The sequence below is a fragment of the Corallococcus sp. EGB genome (assembly GCF_019968905.1).
Classification (GTDB): Bacteria; Myxococcota; Myxococcia; order Myxococcales; family Myxococcaceae; genus Corallococcus.
Map to the genome: position 1 here is coordinate 3224173 of NZ_CP079946.1, position 20131 is coordinate 3244303.

The window sequence follows — 20131 nt, forward strand, 5'->3', positions numbered from 1 at the left end:
GGTTTTGCATGATTGCCCGGGGGCGCCCGCGGCCGGTACACTCCGGCCGCTGGCGCCCTCGTTTCATTCCCCCTTTTGTCCAACGAGCCTCATGGAACAGCCTTCCACCCCCGCGCGTCCCACGCTGCGTGTGACCGATGACCGCTCCTTCGTTGAAACCGAAGCGGCCCTGGAGAAGACGGGCCGGGTCGAGGAGCTGATCCGCCTCTACGAGGGGCGCTCGCGGGACGTTCCCACGGAGGAGGCCGCGCGCCTGCTGTGCCGGGCGGCGGAGCTGGCCCACGAGCGGCAGCGCAACGCGCCGCGCGCGGAGGATCTGCTCAAGCGCGCGCTGCTGGTCTCCAAGGACCCGATGCCCGCGCTGCGCGGTCTCAAGCGGCTGCATGAGATCCGCCAGGACGCGTCGTCGCTGGTGGACGTGCTGGAGCGGCTGGGCGCCGCGACGCAGGGCGAGGAGAGCGCGGGCCACTACCTGAAGGCCGCGGACCTCTACGAGCAGAAGCTCTTCCGGCGCGACCGCGCGGTGCTGTGCCTGCAGCGCGCGGCGCGGGTGAAGCCGGATCGCGCGACGTTCCGGCGCGTGCGCCAGCTGCTGCTTTCCGAAGAGCGCTTCCAGCCTGCGTTCGAGGCGCTGCAGCGCGAGCGCGCCGCGCTGGGCGACGCGGGCATGGCGGAGGAGTACGCCGCGCTCGCGGAGCGGCTGGTGGACGACCCCACCGAGCACGCGCTGGCGCAGCAGGTGCTGGACGTGGCGCGGGAGTTGGATCCGCAGAACGCGCGCGCGGAGAAGGCGACCCGCGCGATGCAGCGCTTCGAGCAGGTGTGGCGCGACAAGGTCCGCATGCTGCGCGGCATGTCGCTGGAGGAGCGCGACCGCAAGAGCGCCGCGCGCCTGTCGCTGCTCGTGGCGAAGCTGTTCGCCTGGTACGACCCGGCGTCCGCCGCCAAGGTGAAGGAGGCGTTGGACCGCTGCTTCCTGCTGTGGCCGGGCATGCCGGAGGCGCTCACGCTCATCGAGCGGATGGCGGCGCGCGCGGGGGATTACGGCCCGGCGCTCGCGCAGCTGGAGACGATGGCGGGCGAGGCGCGCGACCGCACGGCGCAGGTGGACCTGTGGCTGCGCGTGGGCACGCTGAAGCTGGGGCGGATGAATGACGCGGCCGGAGCGCTGGCCGCCTTCGAGAAGGCCGTGGCGGCGGACGCGTCGCGCGCGGACGCGGCCAGCCTGGCCGCGGAGCTGATGCTGGGGCAGGAGCGCTATGCGGACGCAGTGGCCACGCTGGAGCGCTACCTGGGCACGGTGAAGGACCGCGCGCAGCAGGCCAGCCTGCGGCTGCGCCTGGCGGACCTGTGCATGCAGCAGCTGAAGGACGCGGAGGCGGCGCGCGCGCATCTGGAAGCGGCGCTCAAGCTGGAGCCGACCAACGCGCTCGCGGCCTTCCAGTTGTCGCGCCTGTTGGCCGAGGACGAGAAGCTGGACGAGGTGTTGCCGCTCCTGGAGCTGGCCATGCTCGCCCCGCGTCCGCGCGCGGAGCGCGTGGCGTTCTGCGAAGCGCTGGCGCTGATGTTCGAGGAGCAGGAGAACGCGAAGGGCGCCTTCGAGGTGCTGGCGCGCGCGCTGGAGCTGGAGCCGGGACGGCCGCTCCTGCTCAACACGGTGGTGGAGCACGCGGAGAAGGCCAACGCGCAGCCGGCGCTGGCGAATGCGCTGCTTCGTGCGGCGCAGGGGGCCACGCCTCCTGCCGTGGCGGTGGCGCTGTGGCGGCACCTGGCACAGCTGCTCCAGGGCCCGCTGGCGGACCCCGTGCGGGCGGAGGCCGCGTGGCGCGAGGTGCTCTCGCGCGCTCCGGGAGACACCGCGGCGAGCGAGGCGGTGAAGGCGCTGCAGGCCGCCGCCGCGCTGGCGGATGATCCGAAGACGCGGCTGGAGACGGACATCGCTCGGCGCGAGGCGGCAGGTGCCTCGCCCGTGGAGCTGGAGCCGTACGTGCGCCAGTGGGTGCAGCTGGCGCCCGAGGACGCCCAGGCGGTGCAGCGCCTCCAGTCGCTGTGTGTGGCGCTGTCGAAGTTCGAGGAGGCGGCGGCGCTGGCGGGGAAGCTCGCGACGCTCTCCGAGACGCAGCTCGAGCGCAACGAGTGGACCGCGCGGCAGGCGAAGTTGTACGCGGAGCGGCTGAACCGTCAGGAGGACGCGGCGGATCTATTCCTCGCGCTGCTGGCGGAGAACGTGTCCACGGGCGTGGTGGTGGGCGGCCTGGAGCGTCTGGCGGCTGGAGGCGTGCGTACGGCCGCGCTGACCGAGGCGCTGGCGAACCACTACGGCCGCACGGGCGATCACCAGCGGCAGGTGGCGGCGCTCCAGCAGCAGCTGGACTCCACGACGGACGCGCCCACGCGCAAGCGGCTGCTGACGGTGCTGGCCGGCATCCACGAGAAGCAGCTCGCGGACAGCCGCGCCGCCTTCGACACGCGGCTGCGCATGGTGCGCGAGGAGCCCAGGGACGAAGCGGGACGCGCGGAGACGGCGCGCCTGGCGCGCGACCTGTCCGCGCACGCGGAGCTGGGCCGGGTGCTTCGCACGCTCGCCACCGAGTCCGAGGACCCGACTCTCGCCGTGCAGCTGCTCTCCGAGGCGTCGTCGCTGGCGGAGGAGGGCGGGATGGCGGCGGAGGCCATCACGGCGCTGGAGGCCGCGCTGTCTCGCTCGCCCGAGTCGCCGCAGGTGCTCCAGCGCCTCGTGCGTCTATACGGGCGCGCGGGCCGCTCGGCGGACGCGGAGACGCTGCTGCGCAAGCGCATCCACGCCACGCGCGGGCCGGAGCGGTTGGAGCTGCTCCTGCGGCTCGTGGACCTGAACGTGGAGCTGGGCCGTCCGCAGCAGGCCGCCGAAGCGCTCCAGGCCGCCATCACGCATGGCGGCGAGGAGGGCCGGCACCTGCCGCGCCTGGCGGAGCTCTACGAGAAGGCCGGCATGCAGCGCGAGCTGGGGGACACCCTGGCGCGGATGATCGGCCTGGCGGAGACGGCCGGTGACGCGGACCACGTGTCGCGGCTGAAGCTGCGCCGCGCGCAGCTGCTGCAGGGCTCGCAGGACGGCAGCGCGGAGGCGGTGCAGAGCTACGCGGACCTCTTGCGGCAGCGTCCGTCGGATCCGGACGCGCTCTCGGCGCTGGAGGCGATGCTGGCCTCGGGCCCCTCGCGCGAGGCGGCGGCGCGCGCGCTGGTTCCGGCGTACGAGCGCACGAAGGAACACCGCAAGCTGGTGGCGACGCTGGATGTCCTCGCGGAGGTCGCCCGCGACGATGCCGGACGGGTGCAGGCGCTGCGTCACGCGGCGCAGGTCCACCTGGCGCACCTGCGGCAGCCGGAGCTGGCGTTCGCGTCGCTCGCGCGGGCCATGCGTCTGGCGCCTGCGGACGCGGGCCTGCGGGCCGCCGCGCGTCAGGCCGCGGAGGACGCGGACTCGCTCGACAGCTTCGCGGAGATCCTCTCCGAGCTGACGGAGGAGGGCGACGTCGGCCCCGCGCGCGCGGCGCTGCTGCGCGAGCTGGCGGAGGTGCAGGAGAAGAAGCTCGACGACCGGCCCGGCGCGGTGAAGGCGCTGCGCTCGCTCCTGGAGCTGGAGCCGGGCAACCTGGACAGCCTGCGGGCGCTGCAGCGGTTGCACCGTGCGGGCGAGGAGTGGGCGGCGCTGGCGGAGGTGCTGGAGAAGCTTGCGGCGGCCATCCAGGAGCCCGCGGATCAGCTCGTGTGCCTGCGCGAGGCCGCGCTGCTGCACGAGGCGAAGCTCACCGACAAGGAGAGCGCGGCGGCCGCGTGGCGCGCCATCGCGGAGCGCGACCCGGCGCAGCGCGAGGCCGCGACCGCGTTGGACCGCCTCTACACGGACCTCAGCCGTCCCAAGGACCTGGCGTGGACGCTCACGCTGCGGCGCAACCAGGAGGGCCAGAGCCCGCAGGGGCGTGAGGTGTCCTTCCGTCTGGCGGAGCTGCTGCGCACGGTGCTGGACGACCCCAACGCGGCGCTGGGCCTCTACAAGCGCATCCTCACCGAGGACCCCGGCCATCCGGGCGCGAGGGCCGCGCTGGAGGCCTGGGTGAAGGCGGCGGTGCCCATGAGCGGCGCCGCGCTGGAGGTGCTGGACAAGGTGCTCGCGCAGGTGGGCGACCACGCCCGCCGCGTCGCGCTGCGCGAGACGCGGATGGAGTCCGCGCTCACGGTGGAGAAGATCATCCTCGCCGGAGAGGTCCGCCGCATCTACGAGCGCGACATGCAGCAGCCGTCGCTCGCGTTCATGGCGGCGGTGAAGGCATTCGCCAACGACCTGGACCGCGAAGGCGTGCGTCCGGACCTGGAGCGGCTGGCCCGCGAGACGGGCAGTCACGAGGTGCTGGCGGAGATCTACGAGAGCGCCGCGGTGGAGCTCACCGCGGGAGACCCGGCGACGCTGGACCTGCTGCGCCGCGCGGCGGAGCTGCGTGAGAGCCTGGACCAGCCGGAGGAGGCCACGCGCCTCTGGAAGAACCTGCTGGCGGACGCGCCGCAGGACCGTCAGGCGCTGGAGGCGCTGTCCCGGCTCTACGAGAAGGGCCAGAACGCCAAGAGCCTGTCGGAGGTCTACGCCCGCCAGGCGCAGCTCTCCACCGACCCGGAGACGCGGCTGGGCCTGCTGCTCAAGGCCGGCGAGGCCTACGCGAGCGCGGGTGAGGACGCGAAGGCCATCGAGGTGCTGCGCTCCGCGCTGGCGATCCGCAAGGTGCCGGAAGGCCTGCTGGCGCTCGACAAGCTGTACGCGAAGACGCGCCACTTCGTGGAGCAGGCGGACGTGTTGGATCAGCTCGCGGAGCTCGCGCCGGACGAGCCCGGGCGCCGGGCGTACCTGCTGCGCCGCGCGCAGTTGCTGGAGAAGGAGGTCGGCCCCACCGAGGCGCTGCCGGTGTACCGCCGGCTGCTGGAGCTGTCGCCGGGCGACGGCCAGGTGGTGTCGGGCCTGGAGCGCCTGCTCGCGCACGACGGCCCCCGCCTGGAGGCGGCGCGGTTGCTGGAGCCGGTCTACCGCGGCCTCAACGACACGCGGAAGCTGGTGGATGTGCTGGAGGTGCTGCTGCCGGGCGTTCCGCCGGAGAAGCGCCTGGAGCGGCTGCAGGAGATCGCGGTCCTGCGCGAGGGCCTGGGTCAGACGTCGCTGGCCTTCGTCGCGCGCCTGCGCGCGTTCAACGAACTGCCCGCGGAAGCCAGCGTGCGCGACGACCTGGAGCGGCTCGCGGCGGACTCGGGCTCGTTCGAGGAGGTCGCGGCGGCCTACGAAGACCAACTGGAGCGCGACCCCGCGGAGCCCCTCGCGGGCGACCTGTGGCGGCGGCTGGCGGCCATCTACGACAACCGCCTGAAGCGCTACGACCTGGCGGTGCGCGCGCTGGAGCAGGTGAGCCGGCGCGACCCGATGAACAAGCCGGTGCTGGAGGCCATCGCCCGCGTGCATCGCCGCACGGGCGCGCACCGGGAGCTGGCGCTCGTCATGCGCCGGCAGGTGGCGGCGGAGCAGAATCCGTCGTCGCAGATCAACCTGCTCTTCGAACTGGCGCACCTGGCCGAGGAGACGCTGGCGGACAAGTCGCTGGCGGCGCAGGCGTACCGGGAGGTCCTGGAGCGCCGTCCGGAGAACGCCAACGCGCTGAAGCTCCTGGGCCGCGTGCTCGCGGACATGGAGCGCTGGGCGGAGCTCGCGCAGCATGTCGAGCGCGAAATCCAGATGGCGGACGCGCGCGACGCGCAGGAAGAGGCGTCCGACCTGCGCGTGCGCCTGGGCCGGCTGAAGGTGTCGCGCCTGGATGATCCGCGCGGCGCGCTGGAGCTGTACCAGGCGGTGCTCGCGCGGCGCGCTGGACACCCGGGCGCGGTGGGAGCGCTGGAGGAGCTGGCGCGTTCGGAGAGCCCGCTGCGTGGTGCGGCGGCGAGCGCCCTGGAGCCCATCTTCGCGTCGGTGGGCAACCACCTGAAGCAGGTGGAGATGCTGGAGTCACGCGTCTCCGCGGAGGCCGTGCCGCAGGAGCGGGCCGCGCTCCTGCGCCGCATCGCGGAGATCTACGCCACGTCGTTGGAGAACGCGGAGATGGGGTTCCTCTCCGCCACGCGCGCGCTGCGCGAGCTGCCGGAGGACCCGCGCTCGCTGGAGCTGTGCATCCAACTGGTGGACAAGGCGGAGGCACCGGAGGAGCTGTGCGCGGTGCTGACCGAGGTGGCCCCCAAGGCCAGCGACGTGGCCCGCGCGGAGCTGTACCGCGCGCTCGCCCGGATGCAGGTGGACCTGGGCGAGCCGGCGGAAGCGCTCCAGTCGTGGAAGCGCGTGCTGGAGCTCAAGCCCACGGACACCGAGGCGCTGGACGGCACCGCGCGGCTGGTGGCGTCCCAGGGCCGTCCTACGGAGCTGCTGGAGGTGCTGCGCCGTCAGCTCGCGCTGTCGGAGGAGCCGGCGCGTCGCGCGGCGGTGCTCCACCAGATTGGCGCGCTGCAAGAGGAGCAGCTCAAGGACCCGCTGGGCGCGCTGGCCACGTTCCGGCGGCTCCTGGAGCTGCAGCCGGACGACGCGGTGGCGCTCGCGCGGATGGACGCCCTCTGCCAGAAGCAGGAGCGTTGGCCGGAGCTCGCGGACGTCCTCGCGCGGCGCATCGCGCTGATGCCGCCGGAGGAGGGCCTTGAGCTGAAGTTCCGCCTCGCGACGGTGCGCGAGTCCAAGCTGCTCGACAAGGTGGGCGCTCTATCGCTCTTCGGCGAGGTGCTGTCCGTGCAGCCCAACCACCCGGGCGCGGTGGGCCGCATGGAGGCCATTGTCGCGCGCGAGCCGCAGAACCTGCTCGCGGTGGAGACGCTGCTGCGCGCCTTCCGCGCGAGCGGCGACGTCACGCGGCTGGCGCAGCTGATTGAAACGCGCGTGGGCGTGTCGCCGGACGCCATCGAGCGCAAGCAACTGCTCGGCGAGCTGGCCACGCTGCGCGAGACGCAGGGCGAGGGCGAGCTGGCCTTCCTCGCGCTCTACCGCGGCTTCAAGGAGGACCCGAACGACAGCGAGGTCCGCCGCCGCCTGGAGAACGCCACCGACGTCGCGGGCAGCTACGACGAACTGGTGGTGCTCTACGAGGAGGCGCTGCCGCGCATCGCCGAGGCCGCCGACGCGGCGCAGGTGTGCCTCAAGCTGGGCCAGGTGCTGGAGACACGCCTGCGCGATCCGGACCGCGCGGTGTCCTACTTCGAGCGCGCGCGCACGCTGCACGCGTCCGTGCAGCACGCCTCGCTCGTGGCGTTGGACCGCCTCTACCTGCACCTGGAGGCGTGGCCGGAGCTGGCCGGCGTGCTGGAGGCGTTGGCCACCGGCGCGACGCAGCCCGCGGACAAGATCGGCTTCCTCTTCCGCCTGGGGCAGCTCTACCAGGAGCGGATGGACAGCCCGGATCGCGCCGCGGGTGCCTACGAGGCCATCCTCGCGCTGGATCCGTCGCACCTCGCCTCGGCGAGGCTCCTGGAGGGCATCTACGAGGGCGCGGGCGCGTCCGAAAAGCTCTACGCCATCCTGAAGCTCCAGGCGGACAAGGTCACCGGCAGCGAGCGCGACCGCGTCCTCGGCAAGATGGCGCAGGTGTCCGCCGAGGGGCTGTCCGACCTGGGCCGCTCCATCGAGCTGTACCGCGAGCTGCTGGCGAAGAACCCGCGCAACGAGCAGGTCTTCTCCGCGCTGGAGTCGCTGTACGAGCGTGCGGGCCGTCCGCAGGACCTGCGCGAGATGCTCGAGGGCCGGCTGGCCATCACGCTGGATCCGCGTGAGGTGGTGCGCCTCAACGAGCGCCTGGGCCGCGTGGTGTACCGCCTGCTCAAGCAGCCGGAAGCGGCGGTGCCCTACTTCAAGGCCGCGCTGGACCGCGACGCGCGTCACCGCGTCGTGCTGGACACCCTGCGCGAGCTGTACGACGAGACGGGGCAGCGCGAGGAGTTGGTCGGCATCCTGCGTCGCCTCATCCCGCTGCAGGACAGCAGCGACGGCGTGAAGGCGCTGCGCCTGCGAATGGCGGAGGTGCTCGCGGGTATGGGCCGGCGCGAGGAGTCGCTGGACGCGGCCCGCCGCGCGCTGGAGGTGGAGCCGCACGTCGTAGCCGACCTGGAGCGCGTGTATGCGCTGTCCGTGTCGCTGCGCGCGTGGAACGACGCCGTGCGCGCCCTGGAGCTCAAGGTCCAGGTGCACCTGGCGTCCGAGGAGCGCGACCCGGCCATCGCCGCGTACTTCGCGGTCGCGGACCTGTGGGAAGGGCAGGGCGGCAAGCCCGAGCTGTCCGCCGGCGCGCTGGAGAAGGTGCTGGAGATCGACCCAGCCAACCGCACTGCCTACGAGCGCGTGTGCGGGCTGTACCGCACGAACAACGACTGGCGCGCCTACGCCACGGTGATGGACCGCTACATGCCCCACCTCGTCACCGACGAGGAGAAGATGGCGGCGCTGCGGGAGATCGCCCGGGTGCAGGAGGAGCGCCTGGGCCAGAAGGACGTGGCCTTCCTGGCGCTGTGCCGCGCGCTGCAACTGGACGCGGCCGAGGACGCGCTGCGCGAGGAGGTCGAGCGCCTCGCGGACGAGACGGGCAGCCACGAGGAGCTGGCGGCGGTCTACGAAGAGGTCGCGGACGAGTTGCCGCGCGGCCCACTCGCGGAGCGCATCTACGCCACGCTCGCGCGCATCCATGACACGCGGCTGGATGATCCGCAGGCGGCGGAAGCCGCGTTCCGGAAGATCCTGGAGTTCGATCCCACCAACGCCACCGCGCTGGACGGGCTGGCGGCGGTGTTCCAGCGGCGCGGCCGCGACCGCGAGTACGTCGTCGCGCTGGAGCAGAAGCTGGAGGCGGCGGGCTCCATCGAGGCGCGCAAGGGCATCCTCAAGGAGATCGCCCGCGTCTGGGACGAGACGCTGGACGACCCCACCGAGGCCGCCAGCGCCCTCCTGCGCGCGCTGGAGCTGGAGCCGGATCTGGAGACGCTCGGCGTCCTCACGACCCTCTACCGGCGCGGCAACGCGTACCGCGACGTGGCCACCACGCTGCTTCGCGCGCGGGACCTGTCGGCGAGCAACGAGCAGCGCGCTCGCATCCAGGTCGAGGTGGCGACGGTCTACGAGCGCGACCTCAAGGACGACGAGTCCGCGGTGTCCGCGAACCGCATGGCGCTGGAGTTCGATCCGTTCAACCGCGAGGCGCTGGAGGCGCTGGAGCGGCTGCACACGCGGTTGGATCAGCCGGCGGACCTGCTCGCCATCTACGAGCGCATGCTGGAGCTGTCGCAGGACTACCGCGAGAAGGTCCGCGTCCTCTTCCGCAGCGCGACCATCTGGGAGGACACGTACCAGAACCCGGCCAACGCGGACGCGTGCATCGAGGGCGTCCTCTCCATCGACCCCCAGAACGTGCCGGCCATCAAGTCCCTCATCCGCCTGCGCCGCGCGCAGTCGCGGTGGGAGGACCTCATCCTCGCGTACGAGCGGCAGCTCGCGCTCGCCACCAGCCCGCAGGAGCAGGCGGAGCTGTACGTGGAGATCGGCAACGTCCAGTACCAGAACCTGAAGGCCGTGGACCGCGCGGTGAACAGCTACCACGCGGCGCTCGCCACGGACCCCGAGTCCCGTCCGGCGCTGCACGCCCTGGGCAACCTCTACGAGCGCAGCGGCAACTGGCCCTTCGCGCTGGAGATGCTCCAGAAGGAAGCCCAGGTCGTGGGCAGCGACCCCAAGGCGGTGGAGCTGTGGCACCGCCTGGGGAAGATCAACGAGGACATGCTCGCGGACATGGCGAGCGCGAGGAACGCCTACCAGCAGGCGCTCGCCATCGACCCGGGCCACCTGCCCACCATCCGCGCCCTCAAGGGCATCCAGGAGCAGGAGAAGGACTGGGGCGGCTACGAGCAGACGCTCTTGCAGGAAGCGCAGCAGACGGAGGACCCGGCCGCCAAGGGCCGCGCCCTGCTGGACGTCGCGCGCTACCACGCGGAGACGCGCGAGGACCGCGAGACGGCCACGCCCTACTGGGAGGAGACGCTCAAGCACATCCCGGACAGCCTGGAGGCGGCGCGCCCGCTGGCGGACGTATACATCGCGCGTGAGGACTGGTCGTCCGCGGAGCGGATGCTGGACATCGTCACGCGCAAGATGGCGGAGAAGGCCATGGCGGAGAAGGACGCCGCCATCGCGCAGGACCTCTGCCGCCAGCTCTACCGGCTGGGCTACGTGACGGAGAAGATGGGCCGCCGCGACAAGGCCCTGTCCTCGTACGAGAAGGCCTACGGCCTGGACGCCACGTACCTGCCCGCGCTCGAGGGCTACGGCAACCTGCTGGTGCAGGCGAAGCGGTACGAGGACGCGCTCAAGGTCTTCCAGACCATCCTCATCCACCACCGCGAGGAGCTGACGGACCTGGAGGTCGTGGAGGTCTACTGGCAGCTGGGTGACGTGCACGCCGCGCTCGGCCAGACGGACCGCGCGCAGAACCACTTCGAGAAGGCGCTCGCCATCGACCCGCAGCACGAGCCGACGCTGCGCGCGCTCGTCACGCTGATGGACAAGGCGGGCAACTACGAGAAGTCCGCGGAGCTGCGCCAGGAGCTCGTCAACAGCCTGGAGGGCGAGGCCAAGGTCAAGGTCTACCTGGAGCTGGGCCGCATCGCGCGAGACGCGCTGCACGACCCGTACATGGCCATCGACGCGTTCACCGGCGCGCTCAAGACGCAGCCGGACGCGCCCGAGGTGATGGACGCGCTCTACCGCCTGCTGCGCGAGACGCGTCAGGGCCAGAAGGCCGCGGACGTGCTGGGCCGCATGCTGGCGCTGCCCGCGCTCGGTCTGGAGCCGCACAAGGCCAAGCGGGTGTGGTTCGCGCTGGGGGAGATCCGCCGCGACGAGCTGAAGGACGTGGAGGGCGCGACGCAGGCCTTCAACGCCGCGCTCGACCTGGATCACCGCTTCGTGGAGGCCTTCAGCGCACTGGAGGCGATGCTCGGCGGCGCGCGCCAATGGAAGACGCTGGAGGAGAACTACACGCGCATGCTCGCGCGTCTGCCCAAGACGCCGGACACGCATCCGGCGCGCATGACGCTCTGGCGCGCGCTGGGCGACCTGTACCTCCAGGTGCTCAAGCATCCGGAAGGCGCGGTGGCCGCCTACGGCGTCGCTGCGAAGGGCCTGCCGGACGACGCCTCCATCCAGGAGACGTTCGCCGACGTCGCGGGCCAGATGCCGGGCCGCGAGGAAGAGGCCATCGTGGCGCTGCGCCGCGCGTTGCCCAACACGGAGAACGCGCGCAAGGTGGTGGGCCACCTGGTGCGGCTGTCGGCGGTGCGCAAGGACTACGACGCAGCGTGGCTCGCCGCGCAGGCGGTGTCGGGCCTGCTGGGCGAGGCGGGTGAGGACGAGCAGGAGATCCTCACCAAGCTGGGGCCCTACGCGAAGAAGAAGGAACTGGCGCAGCGTCCGCTGACGGACCGGCTGTGGCAGACCGCGCTCTTCCACCCGAAGGTGCGCGGCCCGCTGTCAGAGCTCCTGGGCCTGCTCTTCGAGAAGGCGGGACACCTGTACTCGGTGCCCTTCCCGCAGTACCAGCTGGTGCCCAAGCGCCACCGCATCGACGTGGCGACGGCGCAGGAGTACCACGTCAACCACTACCGCTACGTCGCGCGGCTCTTCGGCATGGAGGCGGTGGAGCTGTACTCGCCCTTCCTCGTGGCCACGCGTGAGCGGCTGGCCAAGCGCTCCAACGAGCCGGCCCCCGAGCCGCTCGTGAACGTGGATCTGCTCCAGACGCATCCCGCGTGCGTGCGTGTGGGCGGCAAGTACTTCGCGGAGCAGGGGCAAAAAGAGGTGTACTACCTCCTGGGCCGCACCCTGGCGCTCGCGCGTCCGGAGCTGGCGTTCAGCCAGCGCGTCGCGCCCGAGCGGTTGGAGGCCGTGGTGCAGGCCGCGCTCAGCCTGGTGGTGGGCAATGTGCGCTACACGGTGGATCCGCGGCTGGTGGACGTGGAGCGGCAGCTGCTCCAGAAGAGCCTGAGCGAGCCGGACCGGGCCGCCCTGGCGAAGGTGGCGAGGGCCTATCTGCCCACGGCGACGCCGCAGGATGTGCGCACGTGGTTGGAGGGAGCGGAGCTCACGGCGTCGCGCGCGGGCCTCTTCGCGGCGGGAGAGATGGAGCCGGTGCGCCGCATGGTGCAGGGAGAAACGGGGTCCGCCTTCCGCGTCGCCCCGCGCACCAAGCTGAGGGAGCTGCTGGTCTTCGCCACCTCCGAGGATCTGCACGAGCTGCGTGTGGCCGTTGGCACACACGTCGAGGTCCAGGTACGAAAGTAGGACCCTCAGACCGCCGCGAGGGTTCAGGCGTTGAAAGCAGGCGGGCGTTCAAGGCCGGTGTCCTTGATCTCCGCCTGTGGCCACTTCTACGATTCCGACGGGATTTCGCCCGTCATTTCTGAGGCTTGCGGGAACGATGCGTTTCGTCTGCGACAGCTGCCGCGCGCAGTACATGATCAGCGACGACAAGGTTGGCCCGAAGGGGGTCAAGCTGCGTTGCAAGAAGTGTGGTCACACCATCCTGGTGAGGCCCGCCGGGGCAACCGCGGCGAAGGAGGGCGGGGCGGAAGCCACCGCGTCCACGGAGACCAAGGGCAGCACCGCGGAGGCGAACGCGAACGCGCCGCGCATCGTGGAGCCCACCGGCAACGGGATGCCTGCCTCGCTGGGCACACCGCCGGAGGGCGGCCTCTTCACGGACGTGGAAGAGGATGAGATTGGCGCGGTCTTCGACCAGGTCCTGAGCACGGGCTCGCAGAAGCTCAAGGCCGCGGAAGCGGAGGCGGAGGCCAAGGCCGCGAAGGCGGAGGCCGTGCGCAAGCTCGCCGAGGCCGAGGCCGCGGAGCCATCACCGGAAGAGAAGGCCGCCGCCGCGCAACACGAGTGGTACGTCGCCATCGACGAGAAGCAGGTGGGCCCCTGGACGGTGGAGAAGGTCAAGGATGCCTGGGACCGCGGCGAGGTGGGCCCGGACAACCTCTGCTGGCGTTCGGGCTTCAGCGACTGGATTCCCCTGTCGGAGACGGCGGAGCTGGCGTCGGTGCTGGCGCCGCGTCCGGCCAAGCCGGTCATTGTCGCGCCCGCGCCGGTGACCACGTCGTCGCCCACGCTGCCCGCTGGTCCAGTGGAGTCCGCCTTCAGCGCGGGCAGCTCCCGTCCGGGCTCGGGTGGAAACTCCGCGGCACCGGATGAGCCGGTGGGCTGGAAGCCCTCGGCCGCGAGCGTGCTGGCCTCGCTGGTGAAGGAGGAGAACGACGCCCTCACCAAGCCGCCGCCGCGTCCGGCGCCGTCGCTGGAGCGCGAGCCGTTGTCGCAGTCACGCCTCCTGGACGTGCCCATGCCGCCGCCGGAGCCGGTGTCCTCGCCGGCGATGCCCGGGGCCATGATGGCCGCCGCAGCGCCGGCGATGGCCGCGCCCACGGCCTACGCGCCGCAGCAGCCGCAGGGCTACGCGCCGCAGCAGCCGGTCCCGCAGCAGTACGCGCCGCAGCAGCCCGTGGCCTATGCGCCGCCGCAGGCGCAGATGCCGTACGGACAGCAGCCGCAGGGCTATCCGCCTCCAGGGTATCCGGCGGCCTATCCCCCTCCCGCGGCGGCACCGGCGGGCGGCAAGGGCCGCATGGGGATGATGGTCGCGGTGACGGCGGGCGTGCTGGTGATGGCGGGCGCGGCGGTCGTCTTCGTCGCGCGCGGCAATTCGTCCGAGCGCCCCGCGGAGCCGCCGGTCCAGGCCGCGGCCGCGCCGACGCCCAAGGTGGAGATTCCGCCCATGCCGCCGCCTCCCGCGGCGGTGCAGACGCCGCCTCCCACCGCAGCGGTGCAGCCCGCGGCGACGCCGCCTCCGCCCGCGGGGACGTCTCCTGTGGAAGGCACCGCGACGGCTGCCGCGGGGACGCCGACCGCCGCTGGCACTCCGGCCGCGGCAGGGGGAACGCCTCCTGTTGCCGCGCCTGCAGTGGCAACGGCTCCGGCCTCCACTCCTCCTCCGCCCGTGGCGGAGGTGAAGCCTGCTTCCGCGGCTTCCAACCTGGGGACGGCGGTGGCGCGAGTGGAGCCGCGCAACCATCGCAAGTCGGGCGCCAGCGGAGGCCGAGGCTCCCAGCGGGATGACGACGAGGGCGACGCGATCACCGTGTCGAAGCCCTCCGCTTCATCGGCTTCTTCGTCGAGCTCCAACTCCAACGGCGGGGATGACGACTTCGACGAGCTGTTCGGCACGAAGAAGGCGCCCGCGAAGCCGGCGAGCAAGCCGACGGCGACGGCCTACATCCCGCCGGAGCCGGGCGGCGGCACGCCTGAGCGCCTGCAGCAGTCGGACATCATGCAGGTGGTGCTGAACAACAAGCCTGCCATCGTGAAGTGCGTGAACGAGCAGAAGCAGAAGGATCCGTCGCTGAGCGGCAAGCTGGTGATGCGCTGGACCGTCCAGACGAGTGGCAAGACGACGAACGTGTCATGCCGCACGGATGAGTTCCGCTCGAGCTACATGGCCACGTGCATCACGGGGCTCATCAAGAGCTGGTCGTTCCCGAAGCACCAGAAGCAGGGCGACCCCATCGACTTCCCGTTCACGTTCTGAGCGCTCGGGATGACATCGCCGTCATGTATGACGGCGATGTCATTCTGTCGTGCAACCGGATTGTGCGCTTTCGTGAACAGTGAATATCCCCCCGGGTGAGCCGTTGTAAGGTCGGTCAACACTCGTTGACACGTCTGGAGCGAGAGGACTAAAGCCGCTCGACTTCAAACCCGGTGTCTGGAGTCACGTGGCCGGAGGCACCGGGCGACGTAACCTTCAGGAGGAAGTTCCGAATGCAGCTGCGCAAGATGATGGTGATGCTCGCCGCGTTGAGCTCGATGAGCCTGGCGCTCACGGCCTGTGGCGATGACAAGACGACGACGGAGACCTGTACGTCGGACACCGACTGTTCCTCCAATTTCTGCAACACGTCCGCTGGCGTGTGCATGGACACCTGCGAGAGCGGCTCGGACTGCCCTGACACCGAGAAGAACTGCGCCGTGCTGGCCGGTTCGAGCAAGACGCAGAAGGTCTGCCAGTGCCAGACCAACCAGCTGTGCAACTCGGGCAGCTCCACGGACCTGGTCTGCGGCACCGTCTCCAAGCGCTGCGAGGAGCCCGGCTCCACCCCCGCGGGCTGCACCAAGGACGCGGACTGCGGCTCCGGCAACACCTGCAACACCGCCACGGGCGTGTGCAGCCCGGCCGCGACGACCTGCACGGGCGAGGGCCAGGCGACCTGCGCGTACGGGAGCTTCTGCAGCGCGAACAAGTGCACCGCGGTGCCGGCGCCTTCCTGCGACAACTTCAATCCTGCGAAGGGTGGCAAGGCGCCCGTCTGGAACGTCAGCAGCTCTACCGGGCCGATCATCTACAGCATCACCAAGCTGACCTGGGGTGCTGACGTCGTTTCTCCGGCGTTCTGCTCTTCCGGCGACACCCTTCGGGCTGAGGTCAAGGCCTATGCTCAGACGGCGGGCACCTTCCCTCCGCAGAAGTCCAACCTCCAGGGCCTCTTCTACGTGACGGTGAACGGGAACCAGCAGGACGGTGCGTCCCTGATTCGCCCCTCTGGCTACACTCCGTCCTCGGACGGCAAGAGCGCGACGCTCATCATGAACTTCTGCCCTGGCAGCATCTCCACCATCTCGCTGGGCCTGTACTTCACCGGCGGCAACGAGATCTGCAGCCAGCTGTCGAAGTAGAGCCCCAGGGGCTGCTGTAGGCCCAGTTCAAGATGTCTAGCCTCGTCCCATTGGGTTGGGACGGGGCTTTCTCTTTAGATGCGGAACATGCTGCCGGTGAGTGGCGCTCGCGAGGAATCACGGATGAATTTGCCGAGTGCTTATGCGTTCTTGAGGGTGGCGGCCTTGAAGAGGCCCCTCGCCGTCTTGCAAGGAAAGGAAGCATCCATGTTTCTGAAGCAGGCTCCCCAACTTCTCATCGCGTCCATGCTGGCTTTTTCCGCAACGAGCCTCGCAGCGGAAGGGCAGTTGTCCTGCCCAGCGGGGTCCTCCCAGAAGGGCAAGGCGGGTAGGGATGAGGCTGTCTATTGCGTGAAGGCGAATCAGAAGGCGGGCGAGCCAGTCATCCACGGCGCCTACGTGGACTACTGGCCCAACGGGCAGAAGCAGTCGGAAGGACAGTTCCTGAACGGATTCCGCTCGGGTCACTGGACATTCTGGGACGCGAACGGGGTCAAGACCGGCGAGACGGACTTCGCCGAAGGCGACTATCACGGCACCCGCGTTCAGTTCTTCGCCAATGGCAAGCCGAAGATGGTCGAGCAGTACCAGAAGGGCTTCCGGGACGGCACGGTCCAGGAGCTGAGCGAGGACGGCAATGTCGTCCGTGAAAGCCGCTTCGAGAACGGCAAGGAAGTCGCCGCCAAGTAGGCAGGCGGACGTGGTCAGGAGGGCCCCAGCCTGCTTCCAGGCCGGGGCCCTTTCCATTGCGGGGCTTTCCCTCGGGTCTCCAGCCAGATAGGAACAACTCTGTGAAGGCCCCCTCTCTCGTTCCAGTCCTCTCCGCTGTCCCTGTCTGCACGGTGCCGCAGATGGGACTGCGTGAACTTGAGCGTATCCGGCTCATCCTGAGAGGTGGCTCGGTCATCGACTGGCGGCGCATGCACTTCCAGACGCGGGACGAGGTGGACCGGTTCCTGCGCCTCTGCCAGTTGGACGTGTCGCGGCCCTACGACGATGCCTGGGCCCGGATGGTGCTCGCTGATGCCGTGGAGTACCTGCGCAAGACCTTCGACTACCGGGTCGCGGACGCGGTGGCACAGCCGGAAGAACTCCATGACCTCTTCCTCTTCGCTTCAGGGGCGAAGGGCCTTGCCCGCTACCGGCGGATTGCCTGCATCGTGCTGAAGGTGATGCACGTCATCCAGCACATCGAAGGGCGAGATCTCCTCTTCCGGCTCGCCGCCTCGGAGGCGGAGCTGGCGGAGATGGTCACGGAGAAGGTGCTGGGCGTTGCTCGTGAGATGAAGGAGATGGGCTTGCCCATCGTGGAGTTCGCCCACTCCATCAAGACGCGGGACTCTTTGATCACGAAGCTGATAGCGAAGAAGGAGACAGTGGCGGCGCAGGTCTACGACCGCACTCGGTTTCGCGTCATCACCCGCAAGCGGGAGGATCTGTTGCCGGTCCTTTACTTTCTGACGCAGCGTCTGTTCCCCTTCAACTTCGTCGTCCCGGGACAGACGGAGAACTCGCTACTGCCGTTCAAGGGACTCCTGGAGGAGAATCCTCACTTCGAGCAGTTCATCCCCCAACTCCACCTGGACCGGGACTTCGAGGACCGTGAGGACCGGACGGGGAACGCCTTCTCTGGGGATTCCTACCGGGTCCTCAACTTCGTCGTGGACCTTCCGCTGCGCATGGACCCCTATCTGCCTCCGCCTGAGAGCGACACCCGCCCCCGGAAGGGGCGAGTCACATTCGCGCTTGTCGAATTCCAGATCGCGGACGAGGAAACAGCTCGCAGAAATGAGCTGGGTGACAACGCTCACGAAAGCTACAAACGACGTCAAAAACGACGTGTCCTCAGTCGCTTGAGCCGTGGATTGGTCGTGCCTAAGCGACATGGGTAGCCAATCAATCGTAAAAGCACCCAGGCAAAAATATTAGTGACGCGTGAGTAATGGCGCACTGTCTGACGGTTTCCCATATATCCACTGGGCTTCCGTCAAGTCCGCTAGAGTTGGTGAATTGCTGGCCCGCTCTGTTTACGTTCGACCTGTTGGTCCATCCAGCACGAAGAGTACGGTGATTGCAGGTGGCGCAGGCCCTCATTGGCGAAGGCCTGAGCCACTGCTTGGGGGACGCCTGTTGATTAGCGGTTGATTCGAACAGTGTAAATGCTTGCTGCGTTGGCATCTGCTTCAATCCAGGCAATGAACGGCTGGGCCGCTGAGTTCATGGCCACGGATGGACTGAAGGCAGGGGTGTTTTGCGCCGCCAGAGCATTCAACTGAGGGTCAAGCGTCTGCCAGGAGTCGCCGACCCACTGACTGACGAAGATGCTCCGCTCGGTATTGATTACGCCACTCCAGACAAGAATGTGGGGGGCGCCAGTGCCAAGGGCGAAGCTCGGACGACTGTTGCCCGTTGAGTTGACGCTGATATTCAGTGGAGAGGTCCAGGTGCTTCCATTCCAACGCGACCAATAGATCTGACCATCTGTGTTGGGTTCAGCCGTATCGCTCTGAGCCCACGCGACCCAAGGCTGCAGAGATGCATCCACGGCCACCGATGGAGTGTACGCCTTGGCTCCAAGAGTTATTCCTCCCAACGGGGCTCCATTGTTTGGAAGGACGGCGATGGAGCGTAAGCTCGTGGTGTCGTCGTAGGTGGAGTATGCGGTGAAGAAGTTGTTTCCGGACGCTGCAACGGAAATCGACGCGGCATGGTAGTGAGTGCTCGGTTGTGCCGGATGGAGATCCGCCCATGCTGAACCAGACGGTGGGAGCGAAAAGCCTTGAACGAGTCCGTTGTTGTCGGAAGACTCACAGACGTGAAGGAACAGGTTTCCATTGGTGTCAAAGGCCAGTGATGGACTGGATGGGTATTGCGTGCTGCCTGTCGTAAGGGGTGCTGATGGAAGCACGGCCCAGGCGTCTCCTGTCCACTGACGGAGGAAGAGGATTTGCTCTCGCCCGTTTCCGGACTTCTCTGTCCATGCGACGACAGGCTGGTTCTGGGGAGAAATTGTCAGGGTGGGCTTTACGGCATCGGTTCCAGCTCCTGCCAATCCACTCAAGCCAGTGCCCAGCATGGACCATGTCGAACCCGTCCATCGGGCCACATAGACATTCTTGTTCAACCCGTCTGATTCCACCCATGCGAGTACGGGCTGATCGTTTCGATCCATCTTCAATATGACGTCTTCCGCTGAGGTCTTTCCTTCAACGGCGCTGAGAGCTCCACCAACGGGGAGCCAGGTGGGGACTGAGAAGGACCAGGTTAGAGGAGTCGTCGCTGCGTTCCCCGCTAGATCCGTCAGAGCACTTGTGGTGGCGGTGAGGTCGACCTGAACCGTGCTGGGCGCGGTCAGCGCGCTCAGCGGCGTCACGGTCAGCGTCCTGCCGTCAGCAGAAAGCGCCACGGACTTCGGGATGGCATCCCCGGTCCCCGTCTTGAGTCCCACCGCCGCCTCCGTCACGGAGAGCGGGTTCATGGGTTCACTGAAGGTGACCTGGATGGCGTCATGGACGCCCACCGTCGCTGCGTCCTTGGCCGGTAGGAAGGACGCCACGGTGGGCGCGGTCCGGTCCACAATGACCGTCCTGGGCGCACTGGTGAAGACGGCTCCGCCGCGGGTCGCGCGAACTGACAGCTGGTACGTGCCCTCCGCCTCGTGGGTGGTGTCCCAGGTGAACGAATAGGGGTTCCCCGTGGGCTTCACGAGCACCGTGGTGTCCTTCAGGATCTCCACGTTGTCTGCCGTGCCCCCTTCCACGGTGAACTGGAGGAGCAGTGGGCCTCGCGTGTAGGCCTTCCCGGGCGTGGGCACGACCCAGTTCACCACCAGGTCTCCGGGCTTGCCGACCGTCACCGTCAGCGTGGCCTGCTTCGTGACCGTGCCACTCTTGGCCTGGAGCGTCAGCGTGTAGGGGCCGGGTGCGGTGCTCGTTCCAACGCGGATGCTCAGGGTCGCGCGCGTCTCTCCCTTGGGCAGGGTGGACGCCTGGAGCTCGATGCCCGCGGGCGGGGACATCAGGCTCCAGGTGATGGCTCCACCGGTGGTGTCCGTCCACGCAAGTTGGACGTTGCAATCCAGGGTTCCTCCCGGGAGGACCTGCTCCTGGACAGGTGCCGCCGTGAAAGTGAAGTCCGCATCGGGGTCCGCCGGGTTCTCCTTGGGCGGGTTCTCGATGGGGGGAACGTCAATGCATGCGGGGCTCAGGCCGATGCAGCTCAACAGCAACAGGTGTTTCAGGTGGGGCATGGGGGCGTGTTCTGCAAGGTCGGGACCGGGCTGGTCCCGAGCGAGAACACTGCCATGCCCGTCCACGAAAC

6 protein-coding genes are annotated in these 20131 nt (G+C 69.3%); 5 read left to right on the top strand and 1 reads right to left on the bottom strand.

Annotated features, from left to right (window positions below):
* Positions 1-91: 91 nt before the first annotated feature.
* The 5 genes from KYK13_RS13835 (at position 92) to KYK13_RS13855 (ending at position 17703) form a co-directional block, all read left to right on the top strand.
* Entirely contained in the window at positions 92-12367 is a 12276-nt protein-coding gene (locus KYK13_RS13835) for a tetratricopeptide repeat protein (protein ID WP_223644845.1), read from the top strand.
* Between the two features lie 136 nt (positions 12368-12503).
* Positions 12504-14666 carry an adventurous gliding motility protein GltJ gene (gene gltJ / locus KYK13_RS13840; protein ID WP_223644847.1) on the top strand — a complete coding sequence of 721 codons (2163 nt, stop codon included), beginning with the start codon at positions 12504-12506 and terminating at the stop codon, positions 14664-14666.
* A 233-nt stretch (positions 14667-14899) separates the two neighbouring features.
* On the top strand, positions 14900-15811 hold the full coding sequence (locus KYK13_RS13845) for a hypothetical protein (protein WP_223644849.1): 912 nt from the start codon (positions 14900-14902) through the stop codon (positions 15809-15811).
* 207 nt (positions 15812-16018) lie between these two features.
* The gene (locus KYK13_RS13850) at positions 16019-16501 is read left to right on the top strand and encodes a toxin-antitoxin system YwqK family antitoxin (protein WP_223644850.1); all 483 of its coding nucleotides are present in this window, start codon (positions 16019-16021) and stop codon (positions 16499-16501) included.
* A 101-nt stretch (positions 16502-16602) separates the two neighbouring features.
* Positions 16603-17703, top strand: coding sequence for a TIGR04552 family protein (locus tag KYK13_RS13855; RefSeq protein WP_223644852.1), 1101 nt, complete (start codon positions 16603-16605; stop codon positions 17701-17703).
* A 242-nt stretch (positions 17704-17945) separates the two neighbouring features.
* Here KYK13_RS13855 and KYK13_RS13860 read toward each other — a convergent pair whose 3' ends face one another.
* Positions 17946-20060: an Ig-like domain-containing protein gene (locus KYK13_RS13860; RefSeq protein ID WP_223644854.1), complete on the bottom strand. Its 2115-nt coding sequence runs from the start codon at positions 20058-20060 to the stop codon at positions 17946-17948.
* Positions 20061-20131: the final 71 nt, after the last annotated feature.

What these genes read in the sequence shown, in the direction of transcription:
- KYK13_RS13835 (WP_223644845.1), top strand. Translation starts at nt 92, where the DNA reads ATGGAACAGCCTTCCACCCCCGCGCGTCCCACGCTGCGTGTGACCGAT.
- gltJ (WP_223644847.1), top strand. Translation starts at nt 12,504, where the DNA reads ATGCGTTTCGTCTGCGACAGCTGCCGCGCGCAGTACATGATCAGCGAC.
- KYK13_RS13845 (WP_223644849.1), top strand. Translation starts at nt 14,900, where the DNA reads ATGCAGCTGCGCAAGATGATGGTGATGCTCGCCGCGTTGAGCTCGATG.
- KYK13_RS13850 (WP_223644850.1), top strand. Translation starts at nt 16,019, where the DNA reads ATGTTTCTGAAGCAGGCTCCCCAACTTCTCATCGCGTCCATGCTGGCT.
- KYK13_RS13860 (WP_223644854.1), bottom strand. Translation starts at nt 20,060, where the DNA reads ATGCCCCACCTGAAACACCTGTTGCTGTTGAGCTGCATCGGCCTGAGC.